This window comes from Blautia sp. LMAG:89, from assembly GCF_008679485.1.
GTDB lineage: Bacteria > Bacillota > Clostridia > Lachnospirales > Lachnospiraceae > Blautia_A > Blautia_A fusiformis.
On record NZ_NANC01000004.1, the window covers coordinates 154,931 to 167,568 of the forward strand.

General features: G+C 47.0%; 9 protein-coding genes and 4 tRNA genes. 2 read left to right on the forward strand and 11 right to left on the reverse strand.

Going from position 1 to position 12,638, the window contains the following annotated elements:
* Positions 1–14 precede the first annotated feature (14 nt).
* The 7 genes from CCC70_RS04715 to CCC70_RS04745 form a co-directional block, all read right to left on the reverse strand.
* The gene (locus CCC70_RS04715) at positions 15–2,132 is read right to left on the reverse strand and encodes a glutamine synthetase III family protein (protein ID WP_287084370.1); all 2,118 of its coding nucleotides are present in this window, start codon (positions 2,130–2,132) and stop codon (positions 15–17) included.
* A 93-nt stretch (positions 2,133–2,225) separates the two neighbouring features.
* The gene (locus CCC70_RS04720; protein ID WP_287084371.1) at positions 2,226–3,191 is read right to left on the reverse strand and encodes a diacylglycerol/lipid kinase family protein; all 966 of its coding nucleotides are present in this window, start codon (positions 3,189–3,191) and stop codon (positions 2,226–2,228) included.
* A 179-nt stretch (positions 3,192–3,370) separates the two neighbouring features.
* Positions 3,371–3,444: transfer RNA gene (locus CCC70_RS04725), tRNA-Met, on the reverse strand.
* Between the two features lie 16 nt (positions 3,445–3,460).
* Positions 3,461–3,533, reverse strand: a tRNA-Val gene (locus CCC70_RS04730).
* A gap of 7 nt (positions 3,534–3,540) precedes the next feature.
* Positions 3,541–3,614 (reverse strand) — tRNA-Met (locus CCC70_RS04735).
* 16 nt (positions 3,615–3,630) lie between these two features.
* Positions 3,631–3,703 (reverse strand) — tRNA-Val (locus CCC70_RS04740).
* A gap of 193 nt (positions 3,704–3,896) precedes the next feature.
* Complete coding sequence (locus tag CCC70_RS04745; RefSeq protein ID WP_287084372.1) at positions 3,897–7,652, reverse strand: phosphoribosylformylglycinamidine synthase; 3,756 nt, start codon at positions 7,650–7,652, stop codon at positions 3,897–3,899.
* Positions 7,653–7,806: 154 nt separating this feature from the next.
* Here CCC70_RS04745 and CCC70_RS04750 point away from each other — a divergent pair, with 154 nt between their 5' ends.
* Positions 7,807–8,685 carry a LysR family transcriptional regulator gene (locus tag CCC70_RS04750; protein ID WP_021650784.1) on the forward strand — a complete coding sequence of 293 codons (879 nt, stop codon included), beginning with the start codon at positions 7,807–7,809 and terminating at the stop codon, positions 8,683–8,685.
* 168 nt (positions 8,686–8,853) lie between these two features.
* On the opposite strand, the gene CCC70_RS04755 is transcribed toward CCC70_RS04750, so the two are convergent.
* From CCC70_RS04755 to CCC70_RS04765, 3 genes are all read right to left on the reverse strand, one after another.
* Positions 8,854–9,690 (reverse strand): Mrp/NBP35 family ATP-binding protein, encoded by an 837-nt coding sequence (locus CCC70_RS04755; RefSeq protein WP_015526958.1) that lies wholly within the window; start codon positions 9,688–9,690, stop codon positions 8,854–8,856.
* Positions 9,691–9,784: 94 nt separating this feature from the next.
* Positions 9,785–10,153: a metal-sensing transcriptional repressor gene (locus CCC70_RS04760; RefSeq protein WP_015526957.1), complete on the reverse strand. Its 369-nt coding sequence runs from the start codon at positions 10,151–10,153 to the stop codon at positions 9,785–9,787.
* 14 nt (positions 10,154–10,167) lie between these two features.
* Positions 10,168–10,395, reverse strand: coding sequence for a hypothetical protein (locus CCC70_RS04765; protein WP_287084373.1), 228 nt, complete (start codon positions 10,393–10,395; stop codon positions 10,168–10,170).
* A gap of 173 nt (positions 10,396–10,568) precedes the next feature.
* On the opposite strand from CCC70_RS04765, the gene CCC70_RS04770 reads away from it, so the two are divergent.
* Positions 10,569–11,141: a xanthine phosphoribosyltransferase gene (locus CCC70_RS04770; RefSeq protein WP_015526955.1), complete on the forward strand. Its 573-nt coding sequence runs from the start codon at positions 10,569–10,571 to the stop codon at positions 11,139–11,141.
* A gap of 95 nt (positions 11,142–11,236) precedes the next feature.
* Here CCC70_RS04770 and CCC70_RS04775 read toward each other — a convergent pair whose 3' ends face one another.
* Entirely contained in the window at positions 11,237–12,628 is a 1,392-nt protein-coding gene (locus CCC70_RS04775) for a substrate-binding domain-containing protein (protein ID WP_287084374.1), read from the reverse strand.
* Between the last annotated feature and the right edge of the window lie 10 nt (positions 12,629–12,638).

A 12,638-nucleotide genomic window follows, 5' to 3' on the forward strand; every position in this document is an offset into this window, starting at 1 on the left:
TTTTATTTAACCGATCATACCTCAAAGATCAGATCACCGTAGGATGGCATCGGCCACATATCTTTATCTACGATCATCTCAAGCTCGTCTACAGGTTTTCTTAAAGCCTGCATTGCCGGTACCACGCTCTCTCTGAAGAATACAGCACGGTCACGTCCCTCTTCATGGGATTCCGACTCAGCGATCAGTCCGGAAAGCTTATCCATAGCTGTCTTGGTCTCAGCAAGAAGTGCGGAGGATTTTTCCAGAAGACTTGTCTGTACACTGACATCAAGCGCTGCGCTCACTGCCTTCACAGAATTGATGGACTCTGCAAGAACTGTTGTATAACGGATCACTGCAGGGATGATCTGCTTGGTAGCAATATCCACCATGGTCTTGGCCTCAATATTGATAGCCTTTGCATAGCCTTCATACTGGATCTCTGCTCTGGACTCAAGCTCTGCTCTTGTAAATACATTAAAGGATTCAAAAAGCTTCACAGCCTTGTCTGTAGTCAGTGCAGGAATGGCATCTACCATGGACGGAAGAATCGGAAGTCCACGTCTCTTTGCCTCTGCCTCCCACTCCGGTGCATATCCGTTTCCGTTGAATACAATACGCTGATGCTGGATCGCATACTCCTTGATCAGGTCATGTACTGCAGTATCAAAATCGTCTGCTGCTTCCAGACGGTCGCATGCATCGCGGAATACTTCTGCTGCAATCGTGTTCAGAACTACGTTGCACTCGGAAATGGAATCACGAGAACCAACCATACGGAACTCAAATTTGTTTCCTGTGAACGCAAACGGTGATGTTCTGTTTCGATCTGTAGCATCCTTCATGAAATCCGGAAGTGTCTTAACACCGGTATCCAGGATCTCGCCGGTCTTACTGTGTGTGGCGGTACCTGTGCTGATCAGCTGCTCCAGAACATCCTGAAGCTGCTCACCAAGGAATACGGAGATAACTGCCGGCGGTGCCTCGTTTCCTCCGAGACGTTCATCGTTTCCAACGTCTGCTGCGGACTCTCTCAGAAGATCTGCATGCTCATCAACGGCTTTCAGGATACAGGTGAGAACAAGAAGGAACTGGATATTCTCATGAGGAGTTTTTCCCGGCTCAAGAAGGTTGATCCCGTCATCCGTTGTCAGGGACCAGTTGTTGTGCTTACCGGAACCGTTAACTCCTGCAAACGGTTTCTCATGAAGCAGGCAGCGCATACCATGGCGGCTTGCAACTTTTTTGAGGATACGCATCATGATCTGGTTGTGATCTGCTGCAATATTTACAGGTGCGTAGATCGGTGCCAGCTCATGCTGTGCAGGTGCAACCTCATTGTGCTGTGTCTTTGCTGTTACGCCCAGCTTCCAGCACTCCTCGTTGACTTCCTTCATGTATGCGGAGATTCTCTGACGGATGGTTCCGAAATAGTGGTCATCCATCTCCTGTCCCTTCGGCGGCATAGCACCAAAAAGAGTTCTTCCTGTATAGATCAGATCTTTTCTCTGGAGCCATTTCTCCTTATCAACCAGGAAATATTCCTGCTCAGCTCCAACGGAAGGCGTTACTTTTTTTGATGTTGTATTTCCGAAAAGGCGGAGAAGTCGAAGTGCCTGTGTATTGATTGCTTCCATGGAACGAAGAAGCGGTGTTTTCTGGTCAAGTGCCTCTCCTGTGTAGGAGCAGAATGCAGTAGGGATACATAAGATCCCGCCGGCTGCGTCATGACGTACAAAGGCAGGTGATGTACAATCCCATGTTGTATAGCCTCTGGCCTCGAATGTTGCGCGAAGTCCTCCGGATGGGAATGAGGATGCATCCGGCTCACCCTTGATCAGCTCCTTGCCGGAAAAGCTTAAGAGTACCTTGCCGTCCTCTCTTGGCGCTGTGACAAATGCGTCATGCTTCTCGGCAGTAACGCCTGTCAGTGGCTGAAACCAGTGACAATAATGAGTAGCACCTTTCTCAATAGCCCATTCCTTCATCTCATGTGCAACCACATCAGCGATCTCCATGGACAGCTCCTTACCCTCTTCTATTGTCTTTTTCAGTTCGCGGTATACCTTCTTCGGCAAACGGTCCTGCATAACAGAATCGTTAAATACATCGCAGCCAAAGATTTCCTTTACGTTGATATAATCTCCCATTTCTTCCTCCTTTTCGTTCCTGTATATCCAGTCTTTCTTATGAGGAAAGACATTTTCACCTCTGTATGATCACCTTGTCTTCGGATACTCGGATCATTCTTCGCCCTTCTGGGTAATCTCCTTGATCTCCTGCATTTTCTGGTTCAGCCGGCTTTTTTTCTGTTTCTTACTGCTGGTAAGATAAAGGTTCATGGCCTCATGAAGATTATCGATCTCCACATGGGTCTGATCTCCACCGAACTCTCCATCCAGCGTCCACGGAACAGCCTCCTCTGACTCTATCACAACATGCGCAGACTTAAAAGAATAGATCAGATCTGTATTATCCTCTGCAGTAAGAAGCGCAGTCATGATCTCCTGAAGCTCCAGCGGATTCTTCGGATTGGTGATCAGTGTCACCTCAAACAGTCCGTCATTCATATCCACGTTTTTTCCGGTAAGATTCTTAAATCCGCCTACAGATCTGGAATTGCTGATCATACCGTAGATAAAATCATTCTCCACAGTCAGCTCATCGGAGGTTACCTTCAGATGATAGGATTTCACCTCAAAAAGCTGCTTCATCCCTTCCAGCACATAGGCAACATGTCCCAGGATATTTTTCAGATCCTGGTCTGTCTCATAGGAAACATTGGTAAACAGTCCAAACGCAGCCACATAGGCAAATGTCTGGTTATTAAATTTACCGATGTCACAGTGATAGATCTGCTCCTCCATGATCATGGAGGCAGCTGCAGTCATACTCTTCGGCATAAACAGACTGTTGGCAAAATCATTGGTGCTTCCTGCAGGGATATACCCGATCGGTGTCTGGCTGCCCACTTCCACGATTCCGGTAACCACCTCATCCAGTGTACCGTCACCTCCACTGCAGGCGATCAGATCTACCTGATCTGCATATTCCTTCACCTGTTCATAAGCATCCTTCGGTCCCTGCGTGGCACGGATGATCACTTCGTACCCACCTTTATTAAAGATATCCACAATGTCCAGCAGATGCATCTTGATTCTTCCTTTTCCTGCTTTGGGGTTGAAAACAAAAAGCATTCTTTTTTTCATTATACAATCCTCATTTCCCGAAATGATTCGTTATGTCTATTCTTTTACTATGATAAAAAAAACGATGTAAAATGTCAATCTTAACTTTTCACATATGGTCTTACCACAGGCAGCCGGAATTTTATAACAAAAAAAGTCCGAAAACCCAATAAAATTGAATCTTCAGACCTTTTGTTAAGTAGCGAGAGGGGGATTCGAACCCTCGACACCACGGGTATGAACCGTGTGCTCTAGCCAACTGAGCTATCTCGCCATATTCTTTTGTAACATGGGACCTATAGGGCTCGAACCTATGACCCTCTGCTTGTAAGGCAGATGCTCTCCCAGCTGAGCTAAGATCCCATATAAATAGCGAGAGGGGGATTCGAACCCTCGACACCACGGGTATGAACCGTGTGCTCTAGCCAACTGAGCTATCTCGCCATATCTTTTTGTAACATGGGACCTATAGGGCTCGAACCTATGACCCTCTGCTTGTAAGGCAGATGCTCTCCCAGCTGAGCTAAGATCCCATAACAGTTGTTCGTCTTAGGAACTCTTCCGTTCCGCAACTCGCTTTGCTATTATATAATGGTTTGTGACTTGTGTCAACAGTTTTTTTCACTTTTTTTAATTTTTTAAAAAATATATGCTTTTTTGTATTTTTACAGTGGCAGGGAGGTCTGAAATCCCCTGCCACTGCATGTAGCTCACGTAACCCTGGTATTATCTAAAGTACTCAACACCAGATTCGAAAATCTTGATATCCTGCTCTCCGTAGATATTGACAGCCACGCCTGCGTCACGACGCTCACTGTGTGCCATCTTTCCGAGAACACGTCCATCCGGGCTTGTGATACCCTCGATGTTCATATAAGAGCCGTTTACGTTAAACTCACCCTCATATCCAGTCTCATCTACCGGTACATACTCCGTTGCGATCTGTCCGTTTTCCTTGAGTTTCTTCAGCCACTCATCGTTTGCGACAAAACGTCCCTCACCATGAGAAGCCGGATTGCAGTATACACCGCCAAGCTGTGCTTTCTGAAGCCATGGAGACTTGTTGCTGACAACCTTGGTGTAAACCATCTTGGATACGTGGCGTCCGATGGTGTTGTAGGTCAGTGTCGGAGAATCCTCTTTCTGTCCGCAGATCTCACCGTACGGTACCAATCCCAGTTTGATCAGTGCCTGGAATCCGTTGCAGATACCAAGAGCAAGACCGTCACGCTCATTGAGGAGCTTCATAACTGCCTCCTTGATCTTCTCGTTCTGGAACGCGGTAGCAAAGAATTTCGCGGATCCGTCCGGCTCATCTCCGGCTGAGAAGCCGCCCGGGAACATGATCATCTGTGCCTGATCGATGGCTTTCTCAAAGAGCTCTACAGAATCATGGATATCTTCTGCTGTAAGGTTCTTGAATACCTTTACGTCTACCTCAGCGCCTGCTCTCTCAAATGCACGGGTGCTGTCATACTCGCAGTTTGTTCCAGGGAATACCGGAATAAATACACGCGGTTTTGCAACCTTATGTTTGCATACATAGATGCTGTCTGCTTTGTAAAAGGAACCGTCATCTGCCTTGACGTCCTCGGTTCCTGCTGCTGTTTTAAATACATTCTCCAGAGTTCCTTCCCATGTGGAAAGCGCCTCTTTCAGAGTGATCTCTGTATCACCGTAGGTGAACTTCGCATTATCCGTAACCTCACCGATCACAGTATAGGTAATGGCAAGCTCACCGACTTTTCCATCCGGAACCTCACAGATGATATCGCCGAATGCCGGAGCAAAGAAATCTCTTGGATCAAGGTTATGCTCGATCTTTACACCCATGCCGTTACCAAAGGCCATCTTGCTGACTGCAGCAGCGATTCCATGACGGTCAAGTGCATATGCGGAGATCACACGGCCTGCCTGGATATCCTGGTGTAATTTATCATACTGCTCCATAAGAGCCGGGTAATCCGGAAGATCATAGGAATCCTTCGGTGCACGGAGCCATACCAGCTTGCTTCCTGCTTTTTTGAGCTCCGGTGTGATCACATCTTTTACCTTTGCAACATCCACTGCGAAGGACACCAGTGTCGGAGGAACATCAATATCATTGAAGGTTCCGGACATACTGTCCTTACCGCCGATGGAAGGAAGGCCGAATCCAATCTGTGCCGCATAAGCGCCAAGCAGTGCGGAGAACGGCTGGCTCCATCTCTTAGGATCTTCTGTCATACGACGGAAGTATTCCTGGAAGGTGAAACGGATCTTCTTATAGTCACCACCGGTTGCAACGATCTTGGCAACAGACTCGGTTACTGCGTAGGCAGCTCCATGATACGGACTCCATGAGGAAAGGTATGGATCAAAGCCGTAGCTCATCATGGTAACAGTCTCTGTTTTTCCGTTCTGTACCGGAACCTTTGCAACCATGGACTGTGTCTCTGTCAGCTGATATTTGCCACCGTGAGGCATAAATACACTGCCTGCGCCGATGGAGCCGTCAAACATCTCCACAAGACCCTTCTGTGAGCATACATTCAGGTCAGCAAGAGTATCCATCCATTTTTTCTTTACATCTGTTACATCCGGACGTTCCTCGAAAAGATTTCCGTCCTTTGACGGGATCTCAACCTCAACGGAGGTCTCCTGATGTGCACCGTTGGTATCCAGGAATGCACGGGAGATATTTACGATCTCTTTTCCTCTCCAGTTAAGGACAAGGCGTGGCTCCTCCGTTACAACTGCAACTGGAATTGCCTCGAGATTCTCTTCATTTGCAAATTTCAGGAAAGTATCCACATCTTTCGGGTCAACTACAACAGCCATACGCTCCTGAGACTCAGAGATGGCGATCTCAGTGCCGTCAAGACCTGCGTATTTTTTCGGAACCTTGTCGAGGTCGATCTGAAGTCCCGGTGCCAGCTCGCCGATGGCAACGGAAACACCGCCTGCGCCAAAGTCGTTACATTTCTTGATGATATGGCTGACTTCCTCTCTGCGGAACATCCTCTGGATCTTACGCTCGGTAGGCGCGTTACCTTTCTGCACTTCAGCACCGCAGACCTCAATGGAAGCCTCTGTGTGGACCTTGGAGGAACCGGTTGCACCGCCGATACCATCACGACCGGTACGTCCGCCAAGAAGGATGATGATATCTCCAGGATCGGAATTTTCACGGATGACCGCACGTCTCGGAGCCGCACCCATAACCGCACCAATCTCCATACGTTTTGCAACGTAGTCCGGATGATAGATTTCTTTTACAGCACCGGTTGCAAGACCAATCTGGTTTCCGTAGGAGCTGTAGCCGTGGGCTGCGCTGCGGACAAGCTTCTTCTGCGGAAGTTTACCCTTCAGAGTTTCCTTTACGGATACGGTAGGATCTGCTGCACCTGTCACACGCATTGCCTGGTATACATAGGTACGTCCGGAAAGCGGATCACGGATAGCTCCGCCAAGGCAGGTTGCCGCACCACCAAAAGGCTCGATCTCCGTCGGATGGTTGTGTGTCTCGTTCTTAAAGTTGATCAGCCACTCTTCTTCTTTCCCGTCCACGTCCACCGGTACCACGATACTGCAGGCATTGATCTCATCAGACTCTTCCTGGTCTGCAAGCTTGCCTTCTGCTTTCAGTTTCTTCATTGCCATAAGTGCAAGATCCATCAGGCAGACAAACTTATCATCACGGCCCTTGTACATATCCTTATGGGCATCCAGATATTCTTTGTATGTTTTTTCAATAGGAGTCTTATAATCACCTTCGTCAAACTTCACGCTGGTAAGCTCTGTGGAGAAAGTAGTATGACGGCAATGATCAGACCAATAAGTATCCAGAACACGGATCTCTGTCATGGAAGGATCGCGTTTCTCTTCATTTCTGAAATAATTCTGGATATGCTGGAAGTCCTTAAATGTCATGGCGAGGTTCAGAGAAGAGTACAGCTCCTTCAGATCAGCCTCAGCCATATCCTTGAATCCGTCAAAAATCTTCACATCCTCAGGATCCGGGAATACTGTTACCAGTGTTTCCGGCTTCTCAAGACCTGTCTCACGGGAATCCACAGGGTTGATGCAGTGATGTTTGATCGCCTCAAACTCTGCATCTGTAACGTTTCCTTCGATTACATAAGTAGTTGCTGAACGGATGATCGGTGCTGCATTCTCATCCAGGAACTGTACACACTGCACTGCAGAATCGGCTCTCTGGTCAAACTGTCCGGGAAGGAATTCTACGGAAAATACACGTGCGCCCTCTGCCACATCAAATTTTTCAAGATACAGATCATCTACCGGCGGCTCTGCAAATACGGTCTTGCAGGCTTTCTCAAATACTTCATCGGAGATATTCTCCACGTCATAACGGATCAGCTCACGGACTGCTGTCACAGTGCTGATACCAAGATAATGTTTGATCTCATGTTTCAGTTCCTTTGCTTTTACTGCAAAGGCAGGTTTCTTTTCTACATACACACGTCTTACGTTGCTCATAGAAGGCTCCTTTCTCTATATCCGATAATAAGGATGGTAAACGTGCAGAAAGCATTTCAGTCTTTCTTTTCTGCTGAAAATATAGTATCATAGGAAATATCATTAGTAAAATTAATATATCTTATATCATTTATAAGCGGAGGATTTTTCACATATGGATATCAATCTTGAACTTTACAAAGTGTTTTATTACGTGGCCACGACGCTGAGCTTTTCGGAGGCTTCCAGACAGCTTTTTATCTCACAGTCTGCAGTAAGCCAGGCCGTCAAAAACCTTGAAAAAAAGCTGGGCCATACTCTGTTTGTGCGCAGCACCAAACGGGTCATCCTGACTCCGGAGGGAGAGCTTCTCCTCCAGCATGTAAAGCCGGCCCTTTCCATGCTAAACGAAGGAGAGGCTGTCCTTTCCGGAGAAGGAAATCTTACCGGTCAGCTGCGGATCGGTGCCAGCGATACTCTGTGCCGCTATTTTCTCATCCCCTATCTCCGCCGTTTCCACAAGGATCATCCGGAGGTACGAATCAAGATCATCAACAGTACCTCCATCGGATGTGCGGAGCTTCTGGAAAACGGCCAGGCTGAGCTGATCGTCACCAACTACCCGAATTCCCGGCTTTCAGCCCACACCAAGCTTCAGACTGTGCTGGAATTCCGGGATATCTTCGTGGCAAATCCGGACTATTTCACCATGGGCAAATCGCCTCTTTCCATGGAAAATCTTCTGGATTATCCCATCCTGATGCTCGCTCCAAAGAGTACCACCAGCGAATATCTTCATCAGGTGTTTGCAGCCCAGGGACTGAAGCTGCTGCCTGAGGTTGAACTGAACAGCAACGATCTGCTGATCGATCTTGCAGAGATCGGACTTGGTATTGCCTGTATCCCGGATTATATGCTCCGCAACCGTCCGGGTCTGGAACCTGTCCATCTGAAAACACCTCTGCCCGCAAGAAGTGCCGTGATCGCTCATCATGAAGCACTGCAGCTTTCCCAGGCTGCCCAGTGCTTTCTTAAATATTTTTCCCAGATCTGATACGATCAAGTTCCTGCCGCTTATTGCTTTTCGCGATCGAAGCAGGATACTTCCCTGATTCAGTAAAAAAAGCCACCGGAATCTGCCATAAGGTTATTACGATCCTTATGTACTCAATTCCGGTGGCCTTTTCTGTTATTGATATCGGTCAGATATTATTCTTATTACTTACGCTTCAGCCTTCGGCATCACGTCTGCTGCCGCAGTGATATACTCATTCTCGATCTTACTGAACAGACCGCTGTCTGCAAGCTCTGCAAGCTTCACGTCAATCGGCATCTTGCCCAGGACCGGAACCTTCAGTTCTGCAGCGATCTCATCGATATGGCTCTCGCCAAAGACCTTGATCTCTTTTCCGCAGTCCGGACATTTCACATAGCTATAGTTCTCCACGATTCCAAGGACCGGAACCTTCATCATATCAGCCATGTTATAGGCCTTCTTGACGATCATGCGGACCAGATCCTGCGGAGAAGTAACGATCACGACACCTTCGATCGGCAGGGACTGGAATACTGTCAGCGGAACATCTCCGGTTCCTGGCGGCATATCTACAAAGAGATAATCCAATTCACCCCAGATCACATCACTCCAGAACTGTTTTACCATATTTGCAAGGACCGGACCTCTCCAGATCACCGGTGTCTCCTCATCCGGGAGAAGAAGGTTTACAGACATAACCTCGATTCCGTTTGCAGTTGGCATCGGATAGATCCCATTGTCACTGCCCTGTGCATTGCCCTTGATGCCATACATCTTCGGGATGGACGGACCGGTGATATCAGCATCCATAATGCCCACTTTATATCCCTTGGAAGCCATCAGGTTTGCCAGGGAGCCTGTTACGAAGGATTTACCCACGCCTCCCTTTCCGCTGACAACTCCGATCACATGTTTTACGTCAGAAAAAACGTTTGGTTCTGCCATGAGGCTCTGGGGCTGTTTCTGTCCGCAGCCTTCACAGCTTGATTTGTTGCAGGATGTATTGCTACACTCTTTTGCCATAATAGATTCCTCTCATTCTTTGTATTTACACAGACAGAACTGGCTCTCTGTCCGTGTATTTTTCTCATTCACGATCTCTCATGAACTCCTTACCTTACTTCATAAATCTGTCGATTGCTTTTTCCAGTTCCTTGATAGCATCCCTGTCTCCATGCTCCACTGCATCCACGATGCAGTGTTCTATATGATCCTGCAGGATGATCTTACCTGTATTATTGATCGCAGATTTTACGGCTGACAGCTGGATCAGCACTTCGCTGCAGTCACGTCCTTCCTCCACCATACGCTTAATGGATTCCATATGCCCGATGGCCCTGGAAAGTCTGTTGAGTACGGCCTTGGTCTGTGCGTGGCTGTGATGATGAGGATGTGTGCCATCGTGAGTATGCACATGTTCCTGTTCCCCATGGGTATGTTCAAGAACGGTTCCATCCTCGAGAACGTGCACATGTGTTTCTTTCATGTGTATTTCCTCCTTCAGATCTCCGTGAAAGAACAGCGCTGCCGGATCATAGATGTCTGAATGTCAAAAATGATGGTTCCGTCTTCCAGTACTGTCTTCTCGTAGGAGACATCCTTCCCCTGAAATTTCTGTTTCACATACGCTTCCGGATCTGCAATCTTCACTTCTTCCACAAATACATCACGCATCTGATTTCTCGGACATTTGTTAAAAATTTCCCAGATTACTTCGTACTCTTTCATCTGTGCCTGTTCCTTTCTTAGTCATCCTATCCATTATAATAATTTTATGTTTTTTTGTCAAAAATAATTGCACTCACGCAAATATTGTCGTATGATACATATTAAAAATATTACTGCTCTGTCCGTGGGCAGTAAACATATATTAATGTGATAAATCAAAGGAGATAAATTTCATGCAGCTTTTAAAAGACAGAATTCTGACAGACGGCGTAGTAAAAGAAGGAAATATTTTAAAAGTGGACAGCTTCCTGAATCATCAGATGGATATTGACCTGATCAACGAGGTCGGCAAAGAATTCAAGAAACGTTTTGACCACTGTCCAATCACCAAGATCCTTACCATCGAGGCTTCCGGTATCGGTATTGCCTGTATTGCGGCACAGTATTTCCATGTACCGGTTGTATTTGCCAAGAAAGCACAGAGTGTGAACCTTGACGGCGAGATGTACACCACCAAGGTAGAGTCTTTCACCCACAAGAAAGTTTACGATGTGATCCTTTCCAAGAAATTTCTCGGACCGGAAGATCACGTACTCCTGATCGATGATTTTCTTGCCAATGGCTGTGCACTTCTCGGTCTGATCGACATCGTTAAGAAATCCGGCGCAACTCTTGAAGGAGCCGGAATCGTTATCGAAAAAGGCTTCCAGTCCGGCGGACAGACCATCCGTGACATGGGTATCCATCTGGAATCCCTTGCTATCATTGATTCCATTGCTGATGGCAAACTTACTTTCCGTGAATAAGATTTATCATAAAAAATACTCCTGGAAACTTATATACATTGTTTCCGGGAGTATTTTTATTTTTATCACAGCCAGATCATGATGTCATTTCTGATCTATGCATCTGCACCCTTTTCCGCTTTCTCTGAAGGTGTCGGAGTTACTGTTTCCTCCGGTGTCGGTGTTCCGGAAATTTCCGTTTCTTCCTTTTCCGATGAAGCCGATGCAGCTTCCGGTGTATTTTCATCTATATCCGGTTCTTCCGTCACCGTAGCTTCCGATGTCACTGTCGGCGTTGGTGTGGCAGTTGCCTCCGGCATGATCTCTTCCTCTTCATAATATCCGTCATCCACAAGCATCTGATAATTATCTGCATCGATCAGCTGGATATCACTGGTCACAGTTCCCACGATCTTGGTCCCGTTGTCATACTGCTCATAATCGGAGATCTCCGGCTTCTCCCCTTTCAGAAGAGCATCCACCATCGTCACACAGTCATTTGCCAGTACACGGTTATCAAACAGCAGATCATCCTCAATCTTTCCCTGGATCACAGCGGTCACTGCTTCTGCCTCACAGCCACCTCCTGTGATCATAGGCCAGCCATCCTCTCCAGACACATGTCCTGCATCCTCCAGGGCATCCACAGCCCCAAGTGCAAGGTCGTCAGCACCTGTGCAGATAATATCCGGCGCACCCTCTGTATAATTCTGAGAAAGGATCTCCGCCATATCATTCTTTGCGGTATTTCTTCCGGAACGCATCACTGCAGTATCATCAAAGGTCAGCTTTCCTGAAGTACATACCAGTGTTCCGTCGTCGAAATATTCCTGAAGCTTCTCCATCACGCCATTATAAAAAAACAGTGCGTCACGATCATCCGGAGAGCCCATAAGGAACTCAATGGTCAGAGTTTTCTTTTCTTCCCGGGCTTTCTCCAGATCCATTTTTTTTATGATGGAATCTCCCACCATTTTTCCGGCTTTTCTTGTATTAAAGGTAACATAATAGTTGACCTTATCTGTATCCATGATCAGCTGATCGTAAGAAATCACAGGGATAGATTTCTCATACACCTGCTCCAGCACATCGTTCAGGCTGTAAGCATCTGAAGGTGCGATGACAAGTGCAGAAAGCTCTTCATCGTCCAGAATGGACTGGATCTGTGATACCTGCGTATCACTGTCTTCATCTGCCCAAAATATCTCTGCATCATATCCATCATCTTCCAGTGTATTCTGAAGAGTTTCTCCATCAGCAGACCAACGGGGATCATCTGCTGATGAAGGCAGAAACACACCTACTTTCTTATCTGCTGCCGCAGTTTCTTTTGCTTCTTCTTTTTCTTCTTCCTCTGCATCATTGCTGTTTTTGGCTTTTCCTTCCGGGTCTTCAGACTCCACACTTTCATTGGCTGCCTCTGTCGCCTCTTTGTTTTTTCCACAGCCGGAAAAGGCTGCCGTAAAGACAAAAGCTCCCACAAGCAGGATTGCTGTTTTTTTCTTCATGATCAAATCT